The organism is Streptomyces sp. NPDC015661, from assembly GCF_043077765.1.
Classification (GTDB): domain Bacteria; phylum Actinomycetota; class Actinomycetes; order Streptomycetales; family Streptomycetaceae; genus Streptomyces.
Window position 1 is genome coordinate 55,304 of the sequence record NZ_JBIBST010000021.1, and the last position, 25,992, is coordinate 81,295.

The following is a 25,992-nucleotide window of genomic DNA, read 5'->3' on the forward strand; positions in this document are numbered from 1 at the left end:
TTGTGTGACGACCCTAACCCCCGCCACCGACAATCCCCGAGACCCGCCACAATGCGGCAACACGCCCTTCACACACCCCCGGTGCCCAGGGGACAGAATGGGGAACCATGATCCGGTTCGAGCACGTGACCAAGCGGTACGACGACGGCACGACGGCGGTGGACGACCTCTCCTTCGAGGTCGCCGAGGGCGAACTCGTCACCCTGGTCGGCCCGTCCGGCTGCGGCAAGACGACCACGATGATGATGGTCAACCGGCTCGTCGAGCCGACCTCCGGCCGTGTCCTCGTCGACGGCAAGGACATCGCCGGAGTCGACCCGGTCGCCCTGCGCCGCAAGATCGGCTACGTCATCCAGCAGGTCGGGCTCTTCCCCCACCGCACGGTCCTCGACAACACCGCGACCGTCCCCGCCCTGCTCGGATGGAAGAAGACCGCCGCACGCGCGCGTGCCGCCGAACTCCTCGACCTCGTCGGCCTCGACCCGGCCGTGTACGGCTCCCGCTACCCCGCCCAGCTCTCCGGCGGTCAGCGCCAGCGCGTCGGCGTCGCCCGCGCCCTCGCCGCCGACCCGCCCGTCCTCCTCATGGACGAGCCCTTCGGCGCCGTCGACCCGGTCGTCCGCGAGCGCCTCCAGAACGAGTTCCTCGCACTCCAGGCCACCGTCCGCAAGACCGTCCTCCTCGTCACCCACGACATCGAGGAGGCCGTCCGCATGGGCGACCGCATGGCCGTCTACGGACACGGACGCATCGAACAGTTCGACACGCCCGCCACCGTCCTCGGCTCCCCCGCCACCCCGTACGTCGCGGACTTCGTCGGCAGCGACCGCGGCCTCAAGCGGCTCGCGGTCACCCCCGTCACCGAGGCCGACCTCGACCTCTGGAAGGGAAGCCGCGAAGAGCACGTCGGAGGCCCCGAGGAATACCAGGACGGCACCCACGTACCCCTCGGGACCTCCCTCAAGGACGCCCTCGCCGAGCTCCTCCAGCACGACACCGGCCGCCTCACCGTCACCGGCGACGACGGCCGGCCGCTCGGCGTCCTCACCCCGGAAGGCGTCCACCGCGCCCTGCGCCGCGCCTCCGCCCCCGAAGCCGGCTAGTTCGCGCTGAGCCTCTCACCCATCCAGACCAGGCCCGGCGCGATCTCCCGGTTCCACGTGTTGAAGTTGTGGCCGCCGCTGTCGAGGATGATCGACGAGACCTGCGCCGGGCTCTTCACCTTCCGGATGAACTCCCGCGTGCTCTTCAGGTTGCCCTCGCCCTTCTTCGACGTCGTCACCAGGAACGACGTGCTCCCCAACTGCCCGTGGTCCAGACTCCACAGCAGATCGCCCCGCCGGCGCAGCGCCTCGTCCCCGTGGAACAGGTCACCGGTCGTGACGTCCTCCGCCGCCTTGTAGTACGCGGAGAGGCCCGCCCCCGCCGCGAACCGGTCCGGGTGGTGGAGGGCGATCTTCAGCGCGCAGTAACCGCCCGTCGAGTTCCCCATGAACCCCCAGTTCCGGGCCTTCGTCCCCACCCGGTACATCCCCGAGACCGCCTTCGGCAGGTCCTCCGCGAAGAACGTCTCCGTCTGCGGGCCCCCGGGGACGTCCACGCACTCGGTGTCCCGCGGCGGCGCCACCGTCGGACGCAGCATCACCAGGATCATCGGCTGCATCCGCCCCTCCCTCGCCTGGGCGTACGCCTTCCCCGGATAGTCGAGCGCCTTGATCAGGTTCTCCGCCGTCCCCGGATACCCCGTGAGCACCACCGTCGCCGGGAACTTCCGCTTCGCGTACCGCGCCTGGAAGTACTCCGGCGGCAGATACACATAGGCCGGCGAGGCGATCCCCGACCGCTCCCCCTCCACCACGACCTTCTGCACCTGACCGCCGACCGAGGGACGGCTGCCCCCCGGCACGTCGAGCGCCTGCGTCCCCACCACCCGCACGTCCTTCGTACCGGCCGCGTGGTCGACGACCACCCCCAGCTGCTGCTCCTGACCGAACAGATCGGCCCACGAGCCGTAGAAGAGGAACGACCGGTTCGCCCCCAGGCCCACCGCCGCGAACAGCGCCAGCTGCGTCACGAGCAGCAGCCCCACCCGGCCCGCGACCGGCCGAAAACCGCGCCGCGAGAGCCTCGGCCACAGCCAGACCGTGGCCAGGAACAGCACCACGGCCAGCACCACGGCCAACACGAGGACTTTGTCGCTGGTGAGACCCATGAGACGACCGAGCCTTCTTTCCGAGATTTTCCTGTGGACGAATGAACCCGACCCCGTACACCGCCGTCATAGAAGGCGCACCAGCCGGAACGGCCCGCCGAACGCGCCGCAGGGCCCGACCGGAGTCAAAGACCCTGCGCAGGACCACGGGAAGTACGGGAAGCCATGTCTGTCACGGTAGATGGGGACAAATCGGGATTGGTTCCGGTTCGGGTGCGGCGGATTCTCCGCGGCCCCCGTCCCGAGAAGGTCCCGGCCCTCGTCGGCACGGCCTGCACCCTCATCGGCCTCATCGACATCGCCGCCGGGGTCTTCCCCCGCTTCCGCGCCAGCCGCATGCACGCGGTCGCCGAAGTCCTCCCCGGCACCCTCGGCCCGCTCTCCGCCGCCCTCTCCCTGAGCGCCGGCGTCCTCCTCCTGCTCCTCGCCCACGGCCTCAAACGGAACAAACGCCGCGCCTGGCGCGCCGCCGTCGTCCTCCTCCCCCTCGGCGCCGCCGCCCAGTTCGTCTGGCGCCACTCCGTCCTCGGCGCCCTCCTCTCCCTCGTACTCCTCACCCTCCTCGTACGCCACCGGGGTGAGTTCGCCGCCCTCCCCGACCCCCGCAGCCGCTGGCGGGCCCTCGCCAACTTCGTCCTCATGGGCGCCGGATCCATCGCCCTCGGCCTCGTCATCGTCAGCGCCCACCCCCGCCGCGTCGTCGGCAGCCCCAGCCTCGCCGACCGCCTCGAACACGTCCTGTACGGACTCCTCGGCATCGAAGGCCCCGTCGCCTACACCAAGGGCGTCGACTGGACCGTCGGCTACTCCCTCGGCGCCCTCGGCATGCTCACCGCCCTCACCACCATCTACCTGGCCTTCCGCCCCGAACACCCCGCCGCCCGCCTCACCGACGAGGACGAGATCCGGCTCCGCGCCCTCCTCGACCAGCACGGCGGCCGCGACTCCCTCGGCCACTTCGCACTCCGCCGCGACAAGGGCGTCGTCTTCTCCCCCAGCGGCAAGGCCGCCGTCTGCTACCGCGTCGTCTCCGGCGTCATGCTCGCCAGCGGCGACCCCATCGGCGACGTCGAAGCCTGGCCCGGCGCCATCGAACGCTTCATGGACGAGGCCAAAGCCCACTCCTGGACCCCCGCCGTCATGGGCTGCTCCGAGACCGGCGGCCAGGTCTGGACCCGCGAAACCGGCCTCGACGCCCTCGAACTCGGCGACGAAGCGGTGGTCGACGTCGCGGATTTCTCCCTCTCCGGCCGGGCCATGCGCAACGTCCGCCAGATGGTCAAACGCATCGAACGCAACGGCTACACCACCCAGGTCCGCCGGGTCCGTGACCTCGACGACGAGGAACTCGAACGCGTCCGCCGCGCCGCCGCCGACTGGCGCGGCACCGACACCGAACGCGGCTTCTCCATGGCCCTCGGCCGCATCGGCGCCCCCGGCGACGGAGACGCCGTCATAGCGACCGCCCACAAGGACGACGACACCTCGCCCCACGGCGACCTCAAGGCGATCATCCACTTCGTACCCTGGGGCCCCGACGGCATGTCCCTCGAACTCATGCGCCGCGACCGCTCCGCCGACCCCGGCATGAACGAGCTCCTCATCGTCGCCGCCCTCCAGGCCTCCCCCGACCTCGGCATCGCGCGCGTGTCCCTCAACTTCGCCATGTTCCGCGCCGCCCTCGCCCGCGGCGAGAAGATCGGCGCCGGACCCGTCCTGCGCGTCTGGCGCGGCCTCCTCGTCTTCCTCTCCCGCTGGTTCCAGATCGAGTCGCTCTACAAGTTCAACGCCAAGTTCCGGCCACGCTGGGAACCCCGCTTCGTCGTCTACCGCAAGAGCCGCGACCTCCCCCGCATCGGCTTCGCCGCCATGCAGGCCGAAGGCTTCGTCAACCTCTCCCTCCCCCGCCCCTTCACCCACCGGCGCCCCACCCCGGCCCCCCGCCCCTGCGCCCACATCGTCCCCACCCAGACCGCCGACCGAGAGGTCCGCGCGGCCTGATATCGCCCCTGGGCCCTACGCTGGACACATGAGTACGACGATCGACCGGGGCACAGCCCGGGGCCTGCCGGAGTGGGACCGCTGCGCGGTCATGGGCGTGGTCAACGTGACCCCCGACTCCTTCTCCGACGGCGGCCGCTGGTTCGACACCACGGCCGCCGTCAAACACGGCCTCGACCTGGTCGCCGAGGGCGCCGACCTCGTCGACGTCGGCGGCGAGTCCACCCGCCCCGGCGCCACCCGCGTCGACGAGGACGAAGAACTCCGCCGGGTCATCCCCGTCGTCCGCGGCCTCGCCGCCGAAGGCGTCACCGTCTCCGTCGACACCATGCGCGCCACCGTCGCCGCCCGCGCCGTCGAAGCCGGCGCCGTCCTCGTCAACGACGTCAGCGGCGGCCTCGCCGACCCCGGCATGATCCCCGCCGTCGCCGCCGCCGAAGTCCCCTTCGTCGTCATGCACTGGCGCGGCTTCAGCGACAACATGAACAACCTCGCCGTGTACGACGACGTCGTCGGCGAAGTCGTCACCGAACTCCGCACCCGCATGGAAGCCGTCATCGACGGCGGCATCGCCCCCGAGCGGATCGTCATCGACCCCGGCCTCGGCTTCGCCAAACTCGCCCCCCACGACCTGGCCCTCGTCGCCCACCTCCCCGAACTCCGCGCCCTCGGCCGCCCCCTCCTCGTCGCCGCCTCCCGCAAGCGGTTCCTCGGCCACGTCCTCACCCGCGAGGGCGCCACCCCGCCCCCCGCCCGCGAGCGCGACGCCGCCACCGCCGCCGTCTCCGCCATCGCCGCCCACACGGGCGCGTGGGCCGTCCGCGTCCACGAGGTACGGGCCACCGCCGACGCCGTACGGGTCGCCAGAGCCGTCGAGGGAGCCGCGTGAGCCGCACGGACCGCGGCACCGACGAGGCAGCCGTCGAAGCCGCCAACACCGCCTTCTACGAGGCCATGGAGACCGGCGACTTCGAGAGCCTCTCCGGACTCTGGCTCGACGACGGAGCCACCCCCATCACCTGCGTCCACCCCGGCTGGCCCGTCCTCACCGGCCGCGGCGAGGTGCTCCGCTCGTACGCCCTGATCATGGCGAACACCGACTACATCCAGTTCTTCCTCACCGACCTGCGGATCTCCCTGGCCGACGACACCGCCCTCGTCACCTGCACCGAGAACATCCTCAGCGGCGGCCCCGCCGAGGACGGGGCCGAGCTCGGCCCCCTCGTCGGCCAGCTCGTCGTCGCCACCAATGTGTTCCGCCGCACACCCGCAGGCTGGCGGATCTGGTCCCACCACGCCTCCCCCGTCCTCGGCGAGACCGAGGAAACGGGCGACCCCGAGGACGGCCCCGAAGCTTCGAATCCGCCCGTCTGACCCACCTCCGGCCCCCCAAGGGCAAGCGCTGTCGGTCCCCGCAGGTAGATTCGAAGTGGACACCCGGCCGTCCGCACCCGGCTGCGTGGCCACCCGAACTACGACAGCAGGAGTGATTCGCGTGGATCGTGTCGCGCTGCGCGGCCTCAAGGCCCGAGGCCACCACGGCGTCTTCCCCAAGGAGCGCGAGGAGGGCCAGACCTTCATCGTGGACCTGGTCCTCGGCCTGGACACCCGCCCGGCGGCCGCCGAGGACGACCTCACGAAGACCGTCCACTACGGCATCGTCGCCGAAGAGGTCGTCGACGTCGTCCAGGGCGAGCCCGTCGACCTCATCGAAACCCTCGCCGAGCGCATCGCACAGCAGTGCCTCAGCCACGCCGGGGTACAAGAGGTGGAAGTCGTCGTCCACAAACCGGACGCGCCCATCACCGTGCCCTTCGACGACGTGACCATCACGATCACCCGGAGCCGACGATGAAGCCGACGCAGAGCGACCCCACCGTCCAGCCCGTGCCGGCCTCCGTCGTCGAGACCGTCGACGCCGCCGACACCACCCTCTCCAACCCCCGCTGGGCCGTCCTCGCCCTCGGCGCCAACCTCGGCAACCGCCTGGAGACCCTCCAGGGCGCCGTCGACGCCCTCGGCGACACCCCCGGCCTCCGCGTCAAGGCCGTCTCCCCCGTCTACGAGACGGCCCCCTGGGGCGTCGAGCCCGGCAGCCAGCCCTCGTACCTCAACGCCGTCGCCCTCGTGAAGACGACGCTGCCGCCCTCCTCCCTCCTGGAGCGGGCCCACGCCGTCGAGGAGGCCTTCCACCGCGTCCGCGAGGAGCGCTGGGGCGCCCGCACCATCGACGTCGACATCGTCGCCTACGCGGACGTGGTCTCCGAGGACCCCGTCCTCACCCTCCCGCACCCCCGCGCCCACCAGCGCGCCTTCGTCCTCGCCCCCTGGCACGACGTGGACCCCGACGCCCAGCTCCCCGGCCACGGCCCGGTCGCCGACCTCCTCGCCGCCCTCGGCCGCGAAGGCGTCACTCCCCGTGTCGACCTGGAACTCCGGCTCCCGGAGTAGTCGTTACGCTCGTGCCAGACCGCCCCAGCGACGACACGAAGGACACCCGGTGAAACAACTGCGGCTGAAAGTACTCACCGGACTGTTCCTGGTCGCCGGAATCCTCTCCTGGGGCGCCGCCCGGCTCTGGGACTCGGTCGGCACCCTCCCCAGCGTGCCGATCGCCGCGCCCATCGTCCTCGCCGTGATCGCGGTCGTCCTCACCGCGACGGCCCTCTCGATCCGCGCCCGACTCAAGGCCCAGCGCGAGCGCCGCCCCGGCGCCAAGGGCGTCGAACCCCTGATGGCGGCGCGCGCGGTGGTCTTCGGCCAGGCGAGCGCCCTCGTCGCCGCCCTCGTCGCCGGCATGTACGGCGGCACGGGCGTCTTCCTCCTCGGCTCCCTGGACGTCCCCGCCCGCCGCGACCAGGCCCTCTACGCGGCCTTCTCGGTCGCGGCGGGCATCGCCGTCATCGCAGCCGCCCTCTTCCTGGAGCGCGTCTGCAAGCTCCCGGAGGACGACGACAAGAACCAGGCCCCGGCGGCCTAACTCCCTACCAGGGCTCGCGCGCGAGGTGCCCGTTCACCAGGAAGGTGGGGTGGGGGGCGAGCCGGTAGCTGTAGAAGGTGAAGGGTTTGGTGCCCAGGGCGGGGCGGGGGCGGACCTCCTGGACCTTGATCCAGGAGGACTCGGGCGGGTCTACGGGGTGGTGCTCGGGGGCGAAGGTGCCACGGTCGGCCCAGCGGTTCGACACGTAGAGCTGTGAGGCCAGCCCCCGCTTCGCCGGCGTGAAGCGCGCACCGATGACCTGCGCCAGCTCAACAAGGAACGGCACGTTCGCACTCGCGATCATTCGCCCCCATCCATGCTTAGGGGCGAAACCATCGCCGTCGACGTACCCGTCAAGGAACCCCTTGAAGGTGTCAATGTCGCGCAACACGACGCGCGGGAAGAGCTGCCGCATGTGGTGGGCATCCCCGCCCACGTAGTGCCTCAGCGCGTCGGAGAGGTACGAGGACACCACACGCACACGAAAGCCGGGCAGGTCGCGCTTGAGATAGCCGGACGGCCGGGTCACCGCCTCCAGCCGGGCGGGGAGCCCTGTGCAGGCCGTGAGCGCGGTCGCGTACCGCGAAGCGAAGCCTTCGTCATTGACGATCAAGGACACGTAGTTCTTGTAGACGGTCCCGTCGGCGCACGTGGCGCCCACGAAGTAGCCGAAGTCGTACCCGGCCCGGATGACCGGCCGCTCCCGGCACAGCTTCCGCGCGTGCGTCCAGGCGATCACCGTCCCCGCCGCATCCGCCGCGCGTGTCCACCCGTCCGGCGTGAGCAACAGCAGATCCGGGCCGACGGTGAAGGTCATGTGGTCCGTGACCACATCGACGGCCTGCCGCCCCTTCACCGCCGTCACGTCCACGGCTGTGGTCTGCACCGTCCGGTCGCCGTCCAGCGTCCACATGACACTGCCCGGAACCACGTTCTTGGCCTGCGCGCAGCCGTCCACCAGGTTGACCAGCATCTTGCTGGTCGGCCCGTACCCCATACCGCCCCCTTGATCAGCGATCAACTCCACTGATCGGGACGGTATGGAGCGAGGCGGACAGCCCGCTGCTAACGGGCCAATATCAGGGACATAGCCTCAGCACGGGTGGTAGCGTCACGAAGTTGACCACGTACCGCCGAGGTCGTCGTCTTCGCGCCCGGCTTGCGGACTCCGCGCAGGGCCATGCACATGTGCTCCGCCTCGATGACGACGATCGCGCCACGCGCCTCAAGGATCCTCATGAGCGAGTCGGCGATCTGCGTCGTCAGACGCTCCTGCACCTGCGGACGCCGGGCATAGACGTCGACCAGACGGGCCAGCTTCGAAAGCCCCGTGATCTTGCCCGTTTCGGCCGGAATGTAACCAATGTGAGCTACGCCATGAAATGGCAGAAGATGATGTTCACAGGTCGCCGTCAACTCGATGTCCTTCACCAGGACCATTTCGTCGTGCCCCAGGTCGAACGTCGTCGTCAGAACGTCCTCGGGCTTCTGCCACAGCCCCGCGAAAAGCTCCCTGTACGCCCGCGCCACCCGCGCCGGCGTCTCCTTCAGCCCCTCGCGGTCCGGGTCCTCGCCGACCGCGATGAGGAGCTCCCGTACGGCGTTCTCGGCGCGCTTCTCGTCGAACTCGCCGATCGTGCCCTCGCCGTCCAGCGTCACCGGGTCGGTCATCCTGTGCCTCGTTCCGTCTGACTGTGTGCGCGCGAAATAGCCGCGCCCCCACAGGCTAGAACCTGTGGGGGCGCGGCTTCCATTCCGGGGTGCCGGGGCGGTCAGTCCTCGGGGGTGTCCACCGGGGCGATGTCGATGCCCTTGGTGGTGTCCACCGCCGTGGTCGCCGTGCCGTTCGCGCTGTTCGTCAGGGCCAGCTCCTTGGGGGAGAGGACCGGCGGACGCGTGGACGGGGTGCGGCGGGCCGAGCCCGTCCAGGCCGGGCGGGCCGGGCGCTTGACGATGGGGGCGAAGATCTCGGCGATCTCCTCCTTGCCCAGCGTCTCCTTCTCCAGCAGGGCGAGGACCAGGTTGTCGAGGACGTCACGGTTCTCGACGAGGATCTCCCAGGCCTCGTTGTGCGCGGTCTCGATGAGCTTCTTGACCTCTTCGTCGACCAGCGCCGCGACCTCTTCCGAGTAGTCGCGCTGGTGCGCCATCTCACGGCCGAGGAAGGGCTCGGTGTTGTCGCCGCCGAACTTGATGGCGCCGAGCCGCTCGGTCATGCCGTACTGCGTGACCATCGCGCGGGCGGTGGCGGTGGCCTTCTCGATGTCGTTCGCCGCGCCCGTGGTCGGGTCGTGGAAGACGAGCTCCTCGGCCGCGCGGCCGCCCAGCATGTACGCCAGCTGGTCGAGCATCTCGTTGCGCGTGGTCGAGTACTTGTCCTCGTCCGGCAGGACCATCGTGTAGCCCAGGGCGCGGCCGCGGGACAGGATGGTGATCTTGTGGACGGGGTCGGAGTTCGGCGAGGCCGCCGCGACCAGGGCGTGACCGCCCTCGTGGTACGCGGTGATCTTCTTCTCCTTGTCCGACATGATGCGGGTCCGCTTCTGCGGGCCCGCGACCACACGGTCGATCGCCTCGTCCAGAGCCTTGTTGTCGATCAGCTTCTGGTCGCTGCGGGCGGTGAGGAGCGCCGCCTCGTTGAGGACGTTGGAGAGGTCCGCGCCGGTGAAGCCGGGGGTGCGACGGGCGACGGCGCCGAGGTCGACGTCCGGGGCGACCGGCTTGCCCTTCTGGTGGACCTTGAGGATCTCCAGGCGGCCCTGCATGTCCGGGCGGTCGACGGCGATCTGCCGGTCGAAGCGGCCGGGGCGCAGGAGCGCGGGGTCGAGGATGTCGGGGCGGTTCGTGGCGGCGATCAGGATGACGCCGCCCTTGACGTCGAAGCCGTCCATCTCGACGAGGAGCTGGTTGAGGGTCTGCTCGCGCTCGTCGTGGCCGCCGCCGAGGCCGGCGCCGCGGTGGCGTCCGACGGCGTCGATCTCGTCGACGAAGACGATCGCGGGAGCGTTGGCCTTGGCCTGCTCGAAGAGGTCGCGGACCCGGGAGGCGCCGACGCCGACGAACATCTCGACGAAGTCGGAGCCGGAGATCGAGTAGAACGGCACGCCGGCCTCGCCGGCGACGGCGCGCGCGAGGAGCGTCTTGCCGGTTCCGGGCGGGCCGTAGAGCAGGACGCCCTTGGGGATCTTGGCGCCGACGGCCTGGAACTTCGCGGGCTCCTGGAGGAATTCCTTGATCTCGTGGAGTTCCTCGACGGCCTCGTCCGAGCCGGCGACGTCGGCGAAGGTGGTCTTCGGCGTGTCCTTGGTGATGAGCTTCGCCTTGGACTTGCCGAACTGCATGACGCGGGAGCCGCCGCCCTGCATCTGGTTCATCAGGAAGAGGAAGACGACCACGATGAGGACGAAGGGGAGGAGCGAGAGCAGGATCGAGACGAAGGGCGACTGCTTCGTCGGGGAGACGGTGTAGCCCTTCTCGATCTGCCCGGCCTCGAACTTGTCCTGGAGCTTGTCGGCGAGGTCCGCGCCCTGGGTGCCGATGTAGCTGGCCTGGACCTTGCTGCTCTTGTCGATCTTCTGGCCGTCGATGAGCTCGATCTTGATGATCTGCTCGTCACCGGTGGTGAGCTTTGCCTGCTTGACCTGGTTCTTGTCGATCGCCTGGACGACCTGGCCGGTGTCCACCGTCTTGTAGCCCTCGGACGAGCCGACGACCTGCATCAGCACGACCACGGCGAGGACGGCCAGCACGATCCACATGACCGGCCCACGGAAGTATCGCTTCACGTCCATCCATACGGAGCGAGTACGCCCCGTCCCTCCTGCCCGTAGGAAAATGCTGCTGTGAGAGCTGCTGTGTGAAAAAGCTGTTCTTCGGACGGTACCTCAGCATCGTCGCCCGCGACCGCCTTCCCACGGTTCAACGGGGGGAAGGCGGTGCGGGTTCCCCTTGCGGGGGCTGGGTTCAGCCGCCGTAGACCTGCGGGGCGAGCGTGCCGACGAACGGAAGGTTCCGGTACTTCTCGGCGTAGTCGAGGCCGTAGCCGACGACGAACTCGTTGGGGATGTCGAAGCCGATCCACTTGACGTCGATGGCGACCTTCGCGGCCTCCGGCTTGCGCAGGAGGGTGCACACCTCGAGGGAGGCGGGCTCGCGGGAGCCGAGGTTCGACAGCAGCCAGGACAGGGTCAGGCCGGAGTCGATGATGTCCTCGACGATCAGGACGTGCTTGCCCTTGATGTCGGTGTCGAGGTCCTTGAGGATCCGGACGACGCCGGAGGACTGGGTGCCGGCGCCGTAGGAGGAGACGGCCATCCAGTCCATGGTGACGGGGGTGGAAAGGGCGCGAGCCAGATCCGCCATCACCATCACGGCGCCCTTGAGGACACCGACGATGAGCAGGTCCTTGCCCGCGTATTCCGCGTCGATCTTCGCGGCCAGCTCTGCCAGCTTGGCGTCGATCTCTTCCTTGGTGATGAGCACCGACTGGAGGTCGGTGCCCATGTCCTTCTCGTTCACCCGGGTCACTTTCGTTGCAGCGTGCGTCAGCCTTGCCGGATGACCAGTCTGCCACCCTGGCGGCGCGCTTCGACTCGGCCGGGCAGGTTGATGGCCCCTTGGCCGCGCCATCCGGTGATGAGCCGGTCGACTTCTTCGATGTGGCGGGCGAAGAGGGAGCCGGCGGGGGCGCCCTCGGCGATGACGGCGCGGCGCAGGACTCGGCGGCGTACGGCGGGGGGCAGCCCGAAGAGCTTGGCGCATTCGAGGGCGCCCGCCTCGTCGCGTACGGCGGTCTCCGCGTCGGCGGCCCAGGTGTCGAGGGCGTCGGCGTCGTCGCGGGAGAGCTGGGCCGTTCGGGCGAGGGCTTCGACGACGCCTTTGCCGAGGGCCTTCTCGAGGGCGGGGAGGCCCTCGTGGCGGAGCCGGGAGCGGGTGTAGGCGGGGTCGCTGTTGTGCGGGTCGTCCCAGACGGCGAGTTCCTGGGCGATGCAGGCCTTGCGGACGGTCTGGCGGTCGAGCTGGAGGAACGGGCGCCGGTAGCGGCCGGAGGTGCCGGAGACGGCGGCCATGCCGGAGAGCGAGCGGATGCCGGAGCCGCGGGCGAGGCCGAGGAGGACGGTCTCGGCCTGGTCGTCGCGGGTGTGGCCGAGGAGGATCGCGGTGGCGCCGTGGCGCTCGGCGGCGGCGTCGAGGGCGGCGTACCGGGCGTCGCGGGCGGCGGCCTCGGGTCCTCCTTCGCGGCCGACGGTGACCGTGACGGACTCGACGGGGGTGAGTCCGAGGGCGGTCATGCGTCCGGCGACCTCGGCGGCCCGGGTGTCGGAGCCGTCCTGGAGGCCGTGGTCGACGGTGATGCCGCCGGCGCGTACGGGAAGTTTGCGGGCCTCGAAGGCGAGGGCGGAGGCGAGCGCCATGGAGTCGGCGCCTCCGGAGCAGGCGACGAGCACCAGCGGTTCGTCGCCGGTGGTGTGGTCGGTGAGGACGTCGTGGAGTACGCGGCGGACCGCCAGGCGTATCGCCGCGACCGCAGGATGGGGACCCATGTCCGGTGCCCTTCGTGATGGGGGTGGGGTGCCTCGGTCGGAGTCTTAACGGTCGGAAAGGGGGTTTCGGTCACTCAGAGTGCGTCGATGGTGACAGAAACCCGGCCGTTACCCGAGCATTGCACGCCTCACCCCATGCCCAGGGTCCCTCGGATGGGTGATTGGTGGGGTGTTCCGACGTGTTCCTGTGCCGTGTGCCGCTCCTGTCTCAGGAGTCTGCCTTACGGTGCACCCTCGCGATCCAGTCGGCGGGGGCGGCGATCTCGGCCTTGGTGGGGAGCGTGTTGGGCGAGGTCCAGACGCGGTTGAAGCCGTCCATGCCGACCTGGTCGACGACGGCGCGGACGAAGCGTTCGCCGTCGCGGTACTGGCGGAGTTTGGCGTCGAGGCCGAGGAGCCGGCGCAGGGCGAGGTCGAGGCGGGAGGCGCCGCGGGCGCGGCGGGCCTGGAACTTCTCGCGGATCTCGGCGACGGAGGGGACGACCTGGGGTCCGACGCCGTCCATGACGTAGTCGGCGTGGCCTTCGAGGAGCGACATGACGGCGGTGAGGCGGCCGAGGATCTCGCGCTGTTCGGGGGTCTGGACGAGTTCGACGAGGGAGGGGGTGGGTTCGCCCTCCTCGCCTTCGGGGCGGCCGCCGGCGAGGGTCTGGGCGGCTTCGCGGAGGCGTTCGACGACGGTGCCGGGGTCGACGTCGGTGGCGGCGAGGAACGACTGGATTTCGCCCTGGAGGTGGTCGCGGAGCCAGGGGACGGCGGTGAACTGGGTGCGGTGGGTCTCCTCGTGGAGGCAGACCCAGAGCCGGAAGTCGTGTGGGGCGACGTCGAGTTCGCGTTCGACGTGGACGATGTTGGGGGCGACGAGGAGGAGGCGTCCGCCGCCGTTGGCCCCGGCGGGGAGGTCGCGGGTGGCGGGGGCGAAGGTCTCGTACTGGCCGAGGATGCGGGAGGCGAGGAAGGACAGCAGCATCCCGAGTTCGACGCCGGTGACCTTGCCGCCGACGGCGCCGAGGACGGCGCTGCCGGCGTTGCCCGAGCGGCGTTCCTGCATCTTGCCGAGGAGCGGGGTGAGGAGTTCGCGGAAGCCGGCGACGTTGGCCTTGATCCAGCCGGCCCGGTCGACGACGAGGACGGGTGTGTCGTGGGGTTCGGTGCCCTCGGGGATCATCCGGGTGTAGGCGCGGACGTGTTCCTCGGAGGCCTTGGCGTGCTTGCGGAGTTCGGCGACGACCTCGCGGGCCTCGTCGCGGCTGACTTCGGGTCCGGGCCGCACGAGGCGGGTCGCGGTCGCGACCGCGAGGTTCCAGTCGACCATCCCGGATGTGCCTGCGCCACCGATGCTCGTCATGCGTCAACCGTACGGGCTCGGGGCCTGTTCGGTGAGGGTTCGAAGCGGGGCGTGTGGGGTCACTTCCGGCCGGCGAGGGCGGCGGAGAGCCGGTCGAGGGCGGGCTGTGCCTCGTACGGGGAGAGGGTGCGGCCGGCGAGGAACGCGAAGGCGAGGAGGCGTCCGTCGGGGGTGACGACGGTCCCGGCGAGTGTGTTGACGCCCGTGAGGGTGCCGGTCTTGGCGCGGACGAGTCCGGCGCCCGCGGGGGCGGCGCCGAAGCGGCCGGCGAGGGTGCCGGTGAAGCCGCCGACGGGCAGTCCGGTGAGGACGGGGCGCAGGGTGGGGCGGGCGGGGTCGGCCGCCCGGGTGAGGAGTCCGGTGAGGAGGGCGGCGGAGACGCGGTCGCGGCGGTCGAGTCCGCTGCCGTCGGCGAAGCGGGCGCCGGCGACGGGGACGCCGAGGCGGGCGAGCTCGTCGCGTACGGCCTTCTCGGCGCCCTGGAAGCTCGCGGGCTGCTTGCGGGCGAGGGCGGTCTGCCGGGCGAGGGCCTCGGCGAGGTCGTTGTCGCTGTTCGTGAGGGTGCGTTCGACGAGGTCGGCGAGGGGGGCGGAGTACGTGCGGGCGAGGGGGGCGGCCCGGGGGGTGGGGCCGGGCGCGGGGTCGCCGGTGATCTTGACGCCGGCCTCGGTGAGGAGGTCCGCGAAGGCGGCGGCGGTGTCGCCGGCGGGGTCGGCGGTGCGGGGGGCGGGGCCGCTGCGGCTGTCGTCGAGGCGTCCTTCGCGGGTCATGAGGGCGACGACGGGGGCGAGGTTCTCGTTGGGGCCGATGGGGTGGAGGGCGGGGCCCCGGTAGAGGCCCGTGTCGTAGGCGAGGCGTACGGAGGCGTGGCCGCGGGCCTTGAGGGCGCGGGCGGTGTCGGCGGCGAGGGTCTTGAGGCGGGCCGGGTCGAGGGTGGGGTCGCCGCCGCCGGTGAGGGTGACGCTGCTGCCGTCGGGGGCGGCGGTGACGGTGGTGGGGATGCGGTGGTCGGGGCCGAGGGCGGAGAGCGCGGCGGCGGCGGTGGCGATCTTGACGGTGGAGGCGGGCGTCATGGGGGTGCCGGCGCCCTCGCCGTAGAGCTGTTTCCCGGTGGCGGTGTCGACGACGGAGGCGGTGCGGAGCGGGCCGAGGCCGGGGTCGGCGAGGAGCGGGACGAGGAGGGCTGCGAGGTCGGCGGTGCGTCCTTGGGGTGCCGGGGCGTGCAGGGCGGTGAGGACGCTCGGGGCGCTGGGGGCGGGCGCGGGGCGGCGGGGCGCGGCGGGGGCCGGGGGCGGGGCGTGATGCGTGCCACCCGTCGTGGGGGCGGCGGCGCGGGCCCGCTCGGCCGTACGCTGGCCTCCGTCCCATGGTCCGGCCGCGGTGACCGCCGCGGCGGCCAGGACGAGACCGAGGGCGGCGGAGCCCGCCGTGTACTGCCAAGTCCTCGGCTCCGGCATTGCTGACCAGCCCCTTTCGCGATCACACACGTGCGTGAGGGACACTTAATCACCGCGCGTCGTCGCGAGCATTCACTTGTGTTGATTCAGGAGGAGCCACCCGTGGAGTTCGACGTTCTCATCGAGATCCCGAAGGGATCGCGGAACAAGTACGAGGTCGACCACGAGACCGGTCGCATCCGCCTGGACCGTCGCCTCTTCACGTCGACGGCCTACCCGACGGACTACGGCTACGTCGAGAACACCCTCGGCGAGGACGGCGACCCGCTGGACGCGCTCGTGATCCTCGACGAGCCGACCTTCCCGGGCTGCCTGATCAAGTGCCGCGCCATCGGCATGTTCCGCATGACGGACGAGGCCGGCGGCGACGACAAGCTGCTGTGCGTGCCGGCGACGGACCCGCGCATGGAGCACCTGCGCGACATCCACCACGTGGCCGAGTTCGACCGCCTGGAGATCCAGCACTTCTTCGAGGTCTACAAGGACCTGGAGCCGGGCAAGTCCGTCGAGGGCGCCGACTGGGTCGGTCGCGCCGAGGCCGAGGCCGAGATCGAGAAGTCGTACGCGCGCGCCAAGGAGCAGGGCGGCCACTGAGCCCCCGGCTCTGGTGAGCGTGTGAAGGGCGGTGCACCTCGTGGTGCACCGCCCTTCGCGTCTCCGTCACACCTCGTATCCGTCACACCTTCATACTGGAATCCACGATTCCCTGGGGATGAGGCGGAGAGAGTGGTGGCGGAGCCGGAGGACGGCGCTCCTGAGGACCGGAAGCCGCAGTCGGACGAGGCGCGGAGCGCGTTCGTGCCGCCGGCGGGGGTGGAGCAGCCGACTCCGCCCGAGGAGGAGCACGCGACCTCCGAGTTCGCCCTTCCGCCGGGTCTGGTGCCGGAGCCGCCGCAGGAGCCGGAGGGGTCGGCGTTCGCCCCGCCGGCCACGTACTCGGCCAAGAGCTCGCCTCCCGCGTTCACCCCGGCGTACGGGGTGCCGCTGGTGCGGCTGCCGCAGGACGCCCCGTGGCAGGACCGGATGCGGACGATGCTGCGGCTGCCGGTGGGTGAGCGGCCGGTGCCGGAGGCGCCGCGCAAGGAGGACGAGTCCGGGCCCTCGGTGCCGCGTGTGCTCGACCTGACCCTCCGCATCGGCGAGCTGCTGCTCGCGGGCGGGGAGGGCGCGGAGGACGTCGAGGCGGCGATGTTCGCGATCTGCCGCGCGTACGGTCTGGACCGGGTCGAGCCGACGGTGACGTTCACCCTGTTGTCCGTCACCTATCAGCCCTCGCTGGTGGACGACCCGATCACGGCGAACCGGACGGTACGGCGCCGGGGTACGGACTACACGCGGCTCGCGGCCGTGTACCAGCTGCTTTCGGACATCAACGCGCAGGCGCACGAGGTGACGCCCGAGGAGGCGTACCGGCGGCTCGCGGAGATCCGGCGGAACCGGCACCCGTACCCGGGCTGGGTCCTGACGGCGGCGGCGGGCGTCCTGGCCGGTGCGGCCTCGGTGCTGCTCGGCGGCGGTCCGACGGTCTTCTTCGTGGCGGCGCTGGGCGCGGTCCTCGGCGACCGGCTCGCGTGGCTGTTCGCGGGGCGCGGGATGCCGGAGTTCTACCAGTTCCTGGTGGCGGCGATGCCGCCGGCGGCGATGGGCGTGCTCCTGACGATGCTGCACGCGGACCTGCGTCCCTCGGCGGTGATCACCGGTGGCCTGTTCGCGCTGATTCCGGGGCGGGCGCTGGTCGCGGCCGTGCAGGACGGTTTGACCGGTTTCTACATCACGGCCTCGGCCCGGCTCCTGGAGGTCGCGTATTTCTTCGTCGCGATCGTGGTGGGCGTGCTGTCGGTGCTGTACATCGCGGTGCAGTTCGACGCGCAGCTGAACCCGGAGGGGGCGCTGCGGGCGGTGGAGCGGCCGGTGACGCAGATCCTGGCGTCGATGGTGCTGTGCGCGACCTTCGCGATCCTGCTGCAGCAGTCGCGGGGGACGGTGCTGTTCGCGACGCTGAACGGCGGGGTGGCGTGGGTGATCTACGCGTCGATCGCGGTGACCGCGGAGGGTTCGGCGGTGATGGCGACGGCGGTGGCGGCCGGTCTGGTGGGCCTCTTCGGGCAGCTGATCGCCCGCTATCACCACACCTCGTCGCTGCCGTACGTGACGGCGGCGATCGGGCCGCTGCTGCCCGGTTCCGCGACGTACTTCGGGGTGCTCGCGATCGCCCAGAACAACCTGGACCAGGGCTTCGCCTCGCTCGCGAAGGCGGCGGCGCTCGCCCTGGCGATCGCGATCGGCGTGAACCTGGGAAGCGAGCTGGCGCGCCTCTTCATGCAGGCCCCGGGCGCGGCGGCGGCGCGGCGCGCGGCGAAGCGCACCCGGGGTTTCTAGGACACGGCCCAGGGCCTGTCGTCAGGCCCTGGCTGCGGGTCCTGGCTGCGGGTCCTGTCGTCAGGGCCTGGCTTCGGGTCCTGGCGGCGGGTCCTGTCGTCAGGGCCTGGCTTTGGGTCCTGGCGGCGGGTCCTACCGCTTCGCGTGGCGGCCGCGGGAGGACTGCGGGTTCAGGCCGCCGGGGGCGTCGTGGTCGCTCTGCGCCGGGTTCTTCTTCGCCTGGGAACGGGCCCGGAGGAGCTCGATCACGACCGGGATCACGGAGATCAGGACGATCCCGACGAGGATCATCTCGATGTGCTTGTGGACGAACTCGATCTTGCCGAGGGAGGCGCCGAGCAGGGTCACGCCCGCGCCCCAGAGCACGCCGCCGATGACGTTGAACGTGATGAACGAGCGGTAGTTCATCCTGCTGACGCCCGCGATGATCGGCGTGAACGTCCGGATGATCGGGACGAAGCGGGCCAGGATCAGCGACTTCGGGCCGTGCTTCTCGAAGAACTCGTGCGCCTTCTCGACGTTCTCCTGCTTGAAGAGCTTGGAGTCGGGGCGCTTGAAGAGGGACGGCCCGACCTTGCGGCCGAAGAGGTAGCCGACCTGGTCGCCGATGATGGCGGCGGCGGCCACCAGGGTGCACACCAGCCACAGCGGCGTGTCCAGCTTGTTCGTGGTGACGAGCAGGCCGGTGGTGAAGAGCAGCGAGTCGCCGGGCAGGAAGAACCCGATGAGGAGGCCGGACTCGGCGAAGACGATGACCAGGACACCGATCAGACCAAAGGTCTGGATCAGATAGTCCGGGTCCAGCCAGCTCGGTCCGAGGGCAAGCGTGTTCACGGGTTCCGGGCTCCTGCGGTCGGTGGGGGCTTGGGGGACGGCTGGCCCCAAGCTATCAACGCGGTCCGGAGGCGCCCGGTTCCACCCGGCTCCCACGGGATGCGGACCCGGCCCGCCGGCCCGAGGCTTGGGGGTCAGGAGGTGCATGCCCATGGGCATCGACGAGTACGGGGGCGGCCAGGGGCCGCACCCCGAGGTGCTGGTCGTGACGACGAACGACGTGCCGGGCTACGAGGTCCGGCAGGTGATCGGTGAGGTCTTCGGGCTCACCGTCCGCTCCCGCCATCTCGGCAGCCAGATCGGCGCCGGCCTGAAGTCGATGATCGGCGGTGAGCTGAAGGGCCTGACGAAGACCCTCGTCGAGACCCGCAACCAGGCGATGCAACGCCTGGTGGAGCAGGCGAAGGCGCGCGGCGCGAACGCCGTGCTCATGTTCCGCTTCGACGTGACGGAAGCGGCGGACGTGGGCACGGAGGTGTGCGCCTACGGCACGGCAGTGGTGATCGGGCCGCGCGCCTGAGGCCGCGCGCCTGAGGCCGCGCGCCTGGGGCCGCGCGCCTGGGGCCGCGCGCCTGGGGCTCAGGCCGCCCGGCGTGCGGCGTTCGCCCGGACCGCCTCCCGCAGGTGCTCGGGGAGGCCCGGGTGGATCGACTCGTAGAACCCGTGGAAGTTCTCGTCGGCGACGTACATCTCGGCGAGCTCCACGTGGGTCCTCGGGTGGCACTCGAAGAACCAGGTGGTGAGGTGGCGGCGGTGCGCCTCTGCGAGGTCCATCGCCGCCTCGGACCCGGGGTCCGCGCCCGCGGCCATCAGGGCGGCGTAGGCCGCGCCCCAGGCGTCCACCTCGTCCTTCATCCGCTGCCACTCCTCCTTGCCGTACCCGGCGGCGCGCGCCTGGGCCTGCTCGTGGGAATGGGAGCCGCCCCAACGGCGGGCGGTCTCCTCCGCGAACCGTTCGGGGTCCTTGTCCCCGAAGACCTCGAACTTCTCCTCGGGAGTGAGGTTGATGCCCATCTTCTTCGCCTCCATGGCGTGCTCGACGGCCGCCGCCATCCTCCGGAGCTCGCCGATCCGCGCGGTCAGCAGCGTGTGCTGCCGCCGCAGGTGCTCCTGCGGATCGGCGTGCGGGTCGTCGAGGAGGACGGCGACCTCTTCGAGGGGGAAGCCGAGCTCCCGGTAGAACAGGATCTGCTGGAGCCGGTCGAGGTCGGCGTCGTCGTAGCGGCGGTGCCCCGCCGTACTGCGGCCGCCCGGCGAGAGCAGCCCGATCGCGTCGTAGTGGTGCAGGGTGCGCACCGTGACCCCGGCGAAGCCGGCCACCTGTCCCACGGAGTAGCCCATCGGCCGTCCGCCCTTTCTCTGTCGGTACGCCGTTCAGCCTGGGTCCTGACGCGACGTGAGGTGCAAGTGCCGACCCGGGCGTTACCACCCGCCCCGTTCAGGATGTTGTGTTCCTTTTGCTCACATATGGTGGGTCGGTGGCCACCGATCATGCTCCGCCTCCCGCCGCTCCCCCGGAGGCGTCCGCCCGGCTCCTGCTCCCGCAGATCCTGCCCGCGATCGTCGTCGGCGTGGGGGCGAGCCTGCTCTTCCTCGGGATCAGCACCCTCGCGGAGGAGTTCCAGCACGTGCTCTGGAACAACCTGCCGGACGCGCTCGGCATCGGGAACTACTCCTCCCTCTGGATGATCGTCATGCTCACGGCGACCGGCATCGCCGTGGGTCTCGTCGTGTGGAAGTTCCCCGGACACGCCGGGCCCGACCCGGCCTCCGAAGGGCTCGGCGGACCACCGCACACCCCCGGGATGGTGCCGGGCCTGCTGCTCGCGAGCACCCTCGCGCTGGCGGGCGGTGTCAGCCTCGGCCCCGAGAACCCGATCATCGCGTCCAACATCGCCCTCACGTACTGGATCGGCCGCAAGGTGGCGCCCTCCGCGCCGGGCGCGGCCTGGATCGCGCTCGCCTCGGCCGCCACCATCGGAGCCCTCTTCGGCACACCGGTGGCGGCCGCCCTCGTGCTCTCCGAGGCCCTCACCGGCCAGCCCGGCCGCGGCTCCCTCTGGGACCGGCTCTTCGCCCCGCTCGTCGCCGCCGGCACCGGCGCGCTGACCACCCAGCTGATCTCCGACCCCAGCTTCGACATCGGGCTTCCGCCGCTGACCGACCCCGGCTTCGACGACATCCTCTCCGCGCTGGTGATCGCCTCCCTCGCGGCCGTCCTCGGCCTCGTCGCCTGCTACCTCTTCCCCTACGTCCACAACGTCTTCCGACGGCTGCGGCACCCCATGCTGATGCTGCCCCTCGGCGGCCTCACCCTCGGCCTCCTGGGCGCCCTCGGCGGCCATCTGACGCTCTTCAAGGGCCTGGCCGAGACCGAGGAGCTCGCCAGTTCGATCGGCAGCTGGTCCTCGGGCGAGCTGATGAAGATGGCCGTCGTCAAACTCTTCGCCCTCCTCGTCGCCTCCGCCTGCGGCTTCCGCGGAGGCCGGATCTTCCCCGCCGTCTTCATCGGCGCCGCCTTCGGTCTGTCCGCCCAGGCCCTCGTCCCCGAGATCCACCCCGCCGTCGCCGTCTCCGCCGCCGTCCTCGGCGTCCTGCTCGCCACCACCCGGCAGGGCTGGATCAGCCTCTTCACCGGTGCCGTCCTCGCCTCCTCCTCCCCCTCGATGCTCGCCATCCTCTGCCTCGCCTCCCTCCCGGCCTGGCTGATCGTCACCGGGCGCCCCCAGCTCGAACTCGACCACGAGGGCCACTCCCTGCACTGACCCCGCCCGGCCGCGCCCGCCGACTCAGGGCTCCTCGTCCCCGCAGGCGAGCCGGAACTCCGACCACCTCACCCCGTCCGCCGTCAGCGCGTACCGGCAGCGGGACCCCTCGCTCAGCAGGCCCAGCGGGGTGCGGCGGACGAAACGGGTGCCGTCCTCCAGGTCCGCGAAGGTACGGCCGCCGTCCACGCTCGCGTACCCCGACAGCTCCCCGGCGATCTCCACCCGGCCGCCGGGCCCCGGCACCGGCAGCCCCATCAGGCTGCGGGGCTCCCCGACCGGCCCCGTGGTCCACACCCGGTGCCAGCTCCGGCCCCCGTCCACCGAGCGGTGCAGCGCCCGCATCCCGTTCTTCACGGGCTCACCGCCCGTCAGCTCCCCCATCTCCGCCGCGTACATCGCGTCCTGACCCACCGCCACCGCCGTGTACCGCCCGGGCCCCTTCGCCGCGCTCGGCAGCCGGGCCACCGTCCAGCCGCGACCCCCGTCCCGGGAGACGGCGACCGCCGGCCCGCCGGAGAGCGGGTCCGTGCCCGAGACCCACCAGGACCCGTCGGGCTCCGGCTGCTCCGCCGGCCGGGGATGCGCCCCCAGCAGCGGCCCCCGGGCGAGGACCCGGCGCCGCCCGTCCTTCGGCGAGACCACCACGAGCCGCTCCCGCTCGCACGCGTCGGGCAGGGCCCCCGCCGGGGCGGCGCAGTCGGTGGTGAGCACCGCCCCCGCGGGTATCTCCGGGACCGTGCCGACCGTGCGCCGGTCGCCCGCGCGCCAACTCCGGCCTCCGTCCCGGGTGAACCAGGTCCGCCCGCCCGGCCCGGCCGCACCCTCCTCCACCAGCGCCCGGCCCGGCCCGAGCACCAGCAGGTTCGCCGAGACGCCCTCGTCCGCCGGTGTCTCGGGCAGCGGGGACCGCCGCAGCACCCACTCCTCCGCCCCGGCGTCCCGCACGGCCACGTGCTGCCGGCAGAAGCCGCTCCCCGGCGCCGCCGGCTCGCTCACGCACGCGGCGAGCAGCGCGAACCCGGTGCCGTCCCGCGCGAACCCCAGACCGTGCACCCCGCCGGGCAGCCCCGGCCCGGACGGCATCCGGGGCGGCGCCCCGAAGACACCCGAGGCCCCCCGGGCTCCCGGGACGGCCGCCGGGGAAGGCCCCGAAGCACCCGAAGCGCCCGAAGCGCCCGAAGGTCCCGAAGGTCCCGAAGGTCCCGAAGGTCCCGAAGATCCCGAAGCCCCCGACGGCCCCGCCCCCGTACACCCGCTCAGTACCGCCCACACCAGCGCCAACACGGCGCCGGCCGCTCCCGCGAGCCTGCGCATCGCTCGATCCCCCTTGCCCCTCGGGCGGTTCGCGGTGAACCGCTGCTATCGATACACCGCTCGCCGCCCCCGGGTTCCCACCTCCGCACCACTACTTTCCGAGCCTCCCGAACTTCCGTACCGCCAGCGGGAAGAACAGCCCCAGCAGCACCAGCGGCCACACCACCGCCGCCGTGAGGTGCCCCGGCTCGCCGCCCGGGTTGCCGCAGAGCTCGCGCACCGCCGTCGCGGTCGCCGACATCGGGTTCCACTCCACGACCGTGCCGAGCCAGCCCGGCATCGAGTCCGGCGAGGCGAAGGCGTTGGAGAGGAAGCCCACCGGCCAGACCAGGATCTGCACCGCCTGCACCAGCTCCGCCCGCCCCGCGACCAGCGCCAGGAAGATCCCGATCCACAGCATCGCGAAGCGCAGCAGGAGCAGCAGCCCCAGCGCCCCGAGGACCGCCCCGGAGCCGCCGTCCACCCGCCAGCCGATCGCGAACCCCACGCCGACCATCACGAGCAGCCCCACCGCCGACTGGAGCATGTCGGCGGCCGCCCGCCCCACGAGCACCGCCCCGTCGGTCATCGGGAGGGACCGGAACCGGTCGATCACCCCCTTCTCCAGGTCCCGCGTCACCGCCGTCATCGTGCCTTCGAGGCCGAAGACCATGGTCAGCGTGAGCATCCCCGGCACCAGGTAGTCGACGTAGTCGCCGTCGACGGTCCGCCCGCCGCCGACCAGATGGCCGAACATCAGCAGCATCATCACCGGGAACACCAGCCCGACCAGGACCTGCACCGGCTGCCGCGCCCAGTGGGCGAGTTCGCGCCGGGTCATGGTCCAGCAGTCGCTCACCACGTACGCCGTGCTCATGCCGCCACCTCCTTCGCCTCCGCCGTCAGGTGCAGGAACACCTCGTCCAGCGTCGGTCGCCGCAGGGCGATGTCCTCCGCCTCGATCCCGGCCGCGCCGAGCGCCCGTACGGTCTCGGCCAGCGCGGCCATCCGGTCCGTGACGGGCGCGCTGAGCCGCCGCCGGTCGGCGTCCACGCCCACCTCCGCCCGGGGCACGGGCAGCAGCCCGGCCGCCTCGTCGAGCCGTGCCGCGTCCCGGACGACCACGTCGATGCGGTCGGCTCCCACGCGCGCCTTGAGCCGGTCGGGCGTGCCGTCGGCGACGACCCTCCCCCGGTGCACGACCGAGATCCGGTCGGCCAGCCGGTCGGCCTCCTCCAGGTACTGCGTGGTGAGCAGGACGGTCGTGCCCCCGCCGACCAGCGAGCGCACCGAGTCCCAGACCTCCACGCGCCCGCGTGGGTCGAGTCCGGTCGTCGGCTCGTCGAGGAAGAGCACCTCGGGCTCGGTGATCAGCGAGGCGGCCAGGTCGAGCCGGCGCCGCATGCCGCCGCTGTACTGCCGGACGGGCTTGCGGCCGGTGTCCCCGAGGCCGAAGCGCTCCAGGAGTTCGTCGGCCCGTGCGCCGGCGCGCCGGGCGCCGAGGTGGTGGAGCCTGCCGAACATCTCCAGGTTCTGCCGGCCGCCGAGCTCCTCGTCGAGGGCGGCGTGCTGGCCGAGGAGCCCGATCCGCCGCCGTACCTCCCGGGCCCCGGTCCGTACGTCGTGGCCCGCGACCCGGACCAGGCCCTCGTCGTGCCGCAGCAGGGTGGCCAGGATCCGTACCGTCGTGGTCTTGCCCGCACCGTTGGGGCCGAGCAGGCCGTGGACGGTCCCCCGTCCGACGGCGAGGTCGAGCCCGTCCAGGGCGCTCTTCTCCCCGTACCGCTTCCGCGCGCCCTCCACGAGGACCGCTTCCGATGTCATCCACTTCCTCCCGAAAAGACCTTAGTCAAGTTTGACTAGCAGTCGTCGACGGAGGACGGTATGCCCTTCCGGGGCATTAATCAAACTTGATTAGGCCGGGCTCCGGCTTCCGGCTTCCGGCTTCCGGGGGACGTCAGGTCGCGTACGGGTTCTCCTGGCCCTCCGCCAGCACTCCCACGAACGGGTCGCCCTCGCCCGCGAACACGTACGCCCCGCCCTCGATCCGCTCGATCAGGCCGAGCGTCCACTCCTTGCCGGCGTCCGCCGAGTGCACCCACATGTGCATGATCTCGCCGATGTGCCCGAGCTGCTCCGGGCCGCCCTCCGGCGTGTAGTACTCCGTGACCGACGCCCGCCACTCGTCGAGCGCCGACACCCTCCGGCGCAGCAGCTCCGCGGCCTCCTCGCGGGGCAGGTCCACCATGAAGCCGATCGCCGCCGACAGGACGTCCATCTTCTGGTCGTACGTGGTCAGCGCCTCGCGCAGCAGCGCGAAGTACTCCTCCGCACCGCGCTCGGTCAGCTCGTACTCCACGCGCGGCGGCCCGCCCACGGTGCTCGGCGCGACCTCGTGCGCGTGCAGCAGTCCCTGCTTCGCCATCTGCTTCAGCGCGTGGTAGATCGAGCCGGGCTTGGCGTGGGACCACTCGTGGGCGCCCCAGTACTCCAGGTCGTTGCGCACCTGGTAGCCGTGGGCGCGGCCGTGCTGCTTGACCGCGCCCAGGACGAGGAGTCGGATCGCTGACATGCCCCGATGTTAGTCAACCTTGACTAAACGGCGCCGTTCTCCTCCGCGATCAGGTCGAAGGAACCCTTGCCGTCCAGCGACTCGCGGATCACGTCCGCGTGGCCCGCGTGCCGGCCCATCTCCTGGACCAGGTGCAGCAGCATCCAGCGCACCGACACCCGCCCGTCCTTCGGGAACCAGGGCGCGGGCGGCAGCGGGAAGGTGCCGTCCAGGCTCGGCGCGGAGCGGACGAACTCCTCGGTCTGCTTGGCCACGTCCGCCCAGAACGCGACGATCTCGGGGATCGTCTCGCCGTCCACGAGCCGGAAGGCCTCGCCCCAGGTCTCCTCGGTGCGCTGCCGCTCGTTCGGCTGCTCCTGCGCGAGCCGCAGCCAGTTCAGCTCGACCTCGGCGACGTGCTTGACCAGCCCCGAGAGGCTGAGCTCGCTGGCGCTGGGGCGGCTCGCGGCCTGCTCCTCGGTGAGGCCGAGGAGCGAGCGGCGGAGCGCGGCGCGCTGCGCCTCGACGAAGTTGAGGAACGCGCCGCGCTCGTCGCCGGGGGTCTCCGCGGGAACAAGAGCAACCATGATGGGTCCGCCTTCCGTTAGCTCTCAGCTTGTGCGCAC

The 25,992-nt window shown here is 71.6% G+C and carries 26 protein-coding genes; 11 read left to right on the plus strand and 15 right to left on the minus strand.

Features of this window, described 5'->3' with window-relative positions:
• The first annotated feature begins 107 nt into the window (after positions 1-107).
• Entirely contained in the window at positions 108-1,103 is a 996-nt protein-coding gene (locus ACF07V_RS37145; RefSeq protein ID WP_392160330.1) for an ABC transporter ATP-binding protein, read from the plus strand.
• Here ACF07V_RS37145 and ACF07V_RS37150 read toward each other — a convergent pair.
• Positions 1,100-2,212 (minus strand): alpha/beta hydrolase, encoded by a 1,113-nt coding sequence (locus ACF07V_RS37150; RefSeq protein WP_392160332.1) that lies wholly within the window; start codon positions 2,210-2,212, stop codon positions 1,100-1,102. The two genes, ACF07V_RS37145 and ACF07V_RS37150, sit on opposite strands and share 4 nt — an antisense overlap.
• 165 nt (positions 2,213-2,377) lie before the next feature.
• On the opposite strand from ACF07V_RS37150, the gene ACF07V_RS37155 reads away from it, so the two are divergent.
• From ACF07V_RS37155 to ACF07V_RS37180, 6 genes are all read left to right on the plus strand, one after another.
• Positions 2,378-4,213 carry a phosphatidylglycerol lysyltransferase domain-containing protein gene (locus tag ACF07V_RS37155; protein WP_392160334.1) on the plus strand — a complete coding sequence of 612 codons (1,836 nt, stop codon included), beginning with the start codon at positions 2,378-2,380 and terminating at the stop codon, positions 4,211-4,213.
• A 28-nt stretch (positions 4,214-4,241) separates the two neighbouring features.
• A complete protein-coding gene (gene folP / locus ACF07V_RS37160) occupies positions 4,242-5,102 on the plus strand; it encodes a dihydropteroate synthase (RefSeq protein ID WP_392160335.1) in 861 nt (286 codons plus the stop codon).
• 65 nt (positions 5,103-5,167) lie between these two features.
• The gene (locus tag ACF07V_RS37165; RefSeq protein WP_392160404.1) at positions 5,168-5,587 is read left to right on the plus strand and encodes a nuclear transport factor 2 family protein; all 420 of its coding nucleotides are present in this window, start codon (positions 5,168-5,170) and stop codon (positions 5,585-5,587) included.
• 121 nt (positions 5,588-5,708) lie between these two features.
• Positions 5,709-6,068: a dihydroneopterin aldolase gene (gene folB / locus ACF07V_RS37170; protein WP_116160313.1), complete on the plus strand. Its 360-nt coding sequence runs from the start codon at positions 5,709-5,711 to the stop codon at positions 6,066-6,068.
• Positions 6,065-6,664, plus strand: coding sequence for a 2-amino-4-hydroxy-6-hydroxymethyldihydropteridine diphosphokinase (folK, locus tag ACF07V_RS37175; RefSeq protein ID WP_392160336.1), 600 nt, complete (start codon positions 6,065-6,067; stop codon positions 6,662-6,664). The genes folB and folK overlap by 4 nt, the downstream gene beginning before the upstream one ends.
• A gap of 49 nt (positions 6,665-6,713) precedes the next feature.
• A complete protein-coding gene (locus ACF07V_RS37180; protein ID WP_392160338.1) occupies positions 6,714-7,193 on the plus strand; it encodes a DUF3180 domain-containing protein in 480 nt (159 codons plus the stop codon).
• Between the two features lie 4 nt (positions 7,194-7,197).
• On the opposite strand, the gene ACF07V_RS37185 is transcribed toward ACF07V_RS37180, so the two are convergent.
• The 7 genes from ACF07V_RS37185 to dacB form a co-directional block, all read right to left on the minus strand.
• Positions 7,198-8,220: a hypothetical protein gene (locus tag ACF07V_RS37185; protein WP_392160340.1), complete on the minus strand. Its 1,023-nt coding sequence runs from the start codon at positions 8,218-8,220 to the stop codon at positions 7,198-7,200.
• Between the two features lie 38 nt (positions 8,221-8,258).
• Positions 8,259-8,864, minus strand: a complete 606-nt coding sequence (gene folE / locus ACF07V_RS37190; RefSeq protein ID WP_392160342.1) for a GTP cyclohydrolase I FolE — start codon at positions 8,862-8,864, stop codon at positions 8,259-8,261.
• Between the two features lie 101 nt (positions 8,865-8,965).
• Positions 8,966-10,984: an ATP-dependent zinc metalloprotease FtsH gene (gene ftsH / locus ACF07V_RS37195; protein ID WP_392160344.1), complete on the minus strand. Its 2,019-nt coding sequence runs from the start codon at positions 10,982-10,984 to the stop codon at positions 8,966-8,968.
• A 172-nt stretch (positions 10,985-11,156) separates the two neighbouring features.
• A complete protein-coding gene (gene hpt / locus ACF07V_RS37200; RefSeq protein ID WP_392160406.1) occupies positions 11,157-11,696 on the minus strand; it encodes a hypoxanthine phosphoribosyltransferase in 540 nt (179 codons plus the stop codon).
• 41 nt (positions 11,697-11,737) lie between these two features.
• Positions 11,738-12,736, minus strand: a complete 999-nt coding sequence (gene tilS / locus ACF07V_RS37205; protein ID WP_392160346.1) for a tRNA lysidine(34) synthetase TilS — start codon at positions 12,734-12,736, stop codon at positions 11,738-11,740.
• Between the two features lie 208 nt (positions 12,737-12,944).
• Positions 12,945-14,084, minus strand: a complete 1,140-nt coding sequence (locus ACF07V_RS37210) for a zinc-dependent metalloprotease (RefSeq protein ID WP_392160348.1) — start codon at positions 14,082-14,084, stop codon at positions 12,945-12,947.
• 59 nt (positions 14,085-14,143) lie between these two features.
• Complete coding sequence (gene dacB / locus ACF07V_RS37215) at positions 14,144-15,541, minus strand: D-alanyl-D-alanine carboxypeptidase/D-alanyl-D-alanine-endopeptidase (protein ID WP_392160350.1); 1,398 nt, start codon at positions 15,539-15,541, stop codon at positions 14,144-14,146.
• A gap of 102 nt (positions 15,542-15,643) precedes the next feature.
• Here dacB and ACF07V_RS37220 point away from each other — a divergent pair, with 102 nt between their 5' ends.
• Together ACF07V_RS37220 and ACF07V_RS37225 are read left to right on the plus strand one after the other, a co-directional pair.
• Positions 15,644-16,135 (plus strand): inorganic diphosphatase, encoded by a 492-nt coding sequence (locus ACF07V_RS37220; RefSeq protein ID WP_015034462.1) that lies wholly within the window; start codon positions 15,644-15,646, stop codon positions 16,133-16,135.
• Positions 16,136-16,267: 132 nt separating this feature from the next.
• Positions 16,268-17,920: a threonine/serine exporter family protein gene (locus ACF07V_RS37225; protein WP_392160352.1), complete on the plus strand. Its 1,653-nt coding sequence runs from the start codon at positions 16,268-16,270 to the stop codon at positions 17,918-17,920.
• 132 nt (positions 17,921-18,052) lie between these two features.
• On the opposite strand, the gene ACF07V_RS37230 is transcribed toward ACF07V_RS37225, so the two are convergent.
• Positions 18,053-18,754, minus strand: a complete 702-nt coding sequence (locus ACF07V_RS37230; RefSeq protein ID WP_392160354.1) for a DedA family protein — start codon at positions 18,752-18,754, stop codon at positions 18,053-18,055.
• A gap of 151 nt (positions 18,755-18,905) precedes the next feature.
• Here ACF07V_RS37230 and ACF07V_RS37235 point away from each other — a divergent pair, with 151 nt between their 5' ends.
• Complete coding sequence (locus tag ACF07V_RS37235) at positions 18,906-19,274, plus strand: YbjQ family protein (protein ID WP_392160356.1); 369 nt, start codon at positions 18,906-18,908, stop codon at positions 19,272-19,274.
• Between the two features lie 59 nt (positions 19,275-19,333).
• On the opposite strand, the gene ACF07V_RS37240 is transcribed toward ACF07V_RS37235, so the two are convergent.
• Positions 19,334-20,095 carry a MerR family transcriptional regulator gene (locus ACF07V_RS37240; RefSeq protein WP_392160358.1) on the minus strand — a complete coding sequence of 254 codons (762 nt, stop codon included), beginning with the start codon at positions 20,093-20,095 and terminating at the stop codon, positions 19,334-19,336.
• Between the two features lie 137 nt (positions 20,096-20,232).
• On the opposite strand from ACF07V_RS37240, the gene ACF07V_RS37245 reads away from it, so the two are divergent.
• Positions 20,233-21,519 carry an ion channel protein gene (locus tag ACF07V_RS37245; RefSeq protein WP_392160360.1) on the plus strand — a complete coding sequence of 429 codons (1,287 nt, stop codon included), beginning with the start codon at positions 20,233-20,235 and terminating at the stop codon, positions 21,517-21,519.
• A gap of 24 nt (positions 21,520-21,543) precedes the next feature.
• On the opposite strand, the gene ACF07V_RS37250 is transcribed toward ACF07V_RS37245, so the two are convergent.
• The 5 genes from ACF07V_RS37250 to ACF07V_RS37270 form a co-directional block, all read right to left on the minus strand.
• Complete coding sequence (locus tag ACF07V_RS37250) at positions 21,544-22,605, minus strand: exo-alpha-sialidase (protein WP_392160362.1); 1,062 nt, start codon at positions 22,603-22,605, stop codon at positions 21,544-21,546.
• Between the two features lie 322 nt (positions 22,606-22,927).
• Positions 22,928-23,692 (minus strand): ABC transporter permease, encoded by a 765-nt coding sequence (locus ACF07V_RS37255; protein ID WP_392160364.1) that lies wholly within the window; start codon positions 23,690-23,692, stop codon positions 22,928-22,930.
• Entirely contained in the window at positions 23,689-24,639 is a 951-nt protein-coding gene (locus tag ACF07V_RS37260) for an ATP-binding cassette domain-containing protein (RefSeq protein WP_392160366.1), read from the minus strand. Before ACF07V_RS37260 ends, ACF07V_RS37255 begins: the two co-directional genes overlap by 4 nt.
• 133 nt (positions 24,640-24,772) lie before the next feature.
• Positions 24,773-25,387 (minus strand): PadR family transcriptional regulator, encoded by a 615-nt coding sequence (locus tag ACF07V_RS37265; protein WP_392160368.1) that lies wholly within the window; start codon positions 25,385-25,387, stop codon positions 24,773-24,775.
• Between the two features lie 23 nt (positions 25,388-25,410).
• A complete protein-coding gene (locus tag ACF07V_RS37270; RefSeq protein ID WP_392160370.1) occupies positions 25,411-25,953 on the minus strand; it encodes a DinB family protein in 543 nt (180 codons plus the stop codon).
• Positions 25,954-25,992 lie beyond the last annotated feature (39 nt).

Excerpts from the sequence above, each read along its gene's own strand:
- ACF07V_RS37145 (WP_392160330.1), top strand. The coding sequence starts at position 108 with ATGATCCGGTTCGAGCACGTGACCAAGCGGTACGACGACGGCACGACG.
- ACF07V_RS37150 (WP_392160332.1), bottom strand. The coding sequence starts at position 2,212 with ATGGGTCTCACCAGCGACAAAGTCCTCGTGTTGGCCGTGGTGCTGGCC.
- ACF07V_RS37155 (WP_392160334.1), top strand. The coding sequence starts at position 2,378 with ATGTCTGTCACGGTAGATGGGGACAAATCGGGATTGGTTCCGGTTCGG.
- folP (WP_392160335.1), top strand. The coding sequence starts at position 4,242 with ATGAGTACGACGATCGACCGGGGCACAGCCCGGGGCCTGCCGGAGTGG.
- ACF07V_RS37165 (WP_392160404.1), top strand. The coding sequence starts at position 5,168 with ATGGAGACCGGCGACTTCGAGAGCCTCTCCGGACTCTGGCTCGACGAC.
- folK (WP_392160336.1), top strand. The coding sequence starts at position 6,065 with ATGAAGCCGACGCAGAGCGACCCCACCGTCCAGCCCGTGCCGGCCTCC.
- folE (WP_392160342.1), bottom strand. The coding sequence starts at position 8,864 with ATGACCGACCCGGTGACGCTGGACGGCGAGGGCACGATCGGCGAGTTC.
- ftsH (WP_392160344.1), bottom strand. The coding sequence starts at position 10,984 with ATGGACGTGAAGCGATACTTCCGTGGGCCGGTCATGTGGATCGTGCTG.
- hpt (WP_392160406.1), bottom strand. The coding sequence starts at position 11,696 with ATGGGCACCGACCTCCAGTCGGTGCTCATCACCAAGGAAGAGATCGAC.
- tilS (WP_392160346.1), bottom strand. The coding sequence starts at position 12,736 with ATGGGTCCCCATCCTGCGGTCGCGGCGATACGCCTGGCGGTCCGCCGC.
- ACF07V_RS37210 (WP_392160348.1), bottom strand. The coding sequence starts at position 14,084 with ATGACGAGCATCGGTGGCGCAGGCACATCCGGGATGGTCGACTGGAAC.
- dacB (WP_392160350.1), bottom strand. The coding sequence starts at position 15,541 with ATGCCGGAGCCGAGGACTTGGCAGTACACGGCGGGCTCCGCCGCCCTC.
- ACF07V_RS37235 (WP_392160356.1), top strand. The coding sequence starts at position 18,906 with ATGGGCATCGACGAGTACGGGGGCGGCCAGGGGCCGCACCCCGAGGTG.
- ACF07V_RS37240 (WP_392160358.1), bottom strand. The coding sequence starts at position 20,095 with ATGGGCTACTCCGTGGGACAGGTGGCCGGCTTCGCCGGGGTCACGGTG.
- ACF07V_RS37250 (WP_392160362.1), bottom strand. The coding sequence starts at position 22,605 with ATGCCGTCCGGGCCGGGGCTGCCCGGCGGGGTGCACGGTCTGGGGTTC.
- ACF07V_RS37255 (WP_392160364.1), bottom strand. The coding sequence starts at position 23,692 with ATGAGCACGGCGTACGTGGTGAGCGACTGCTGGACCATGACCCGGCGC.
- ACF07V_RS37260 (WP_392160366.1), bottom strand. The coding sequence starts at position 24,639 with ATGACATCGGAAGCGGTCCTCGTGGAGGGCGCGCGGAAGCGGTACGGG.
- ACF07V_RS37265 (WP_392160368.1), bottom strand. The coding sequence starts at position 25,387 with ATGTCAGCGATCCGACTCCTCGTCCTGGGCGCGGTCAAGCAGCACGGC.
- ACF07V_RS37270 (WP_392160370.1), bottom strand. The coding sequence starts at position 25,953 with ATGGTTGCTCTTGTTCCCGCGGAGACCCCCGGCGACGAGCGCGGCGCG.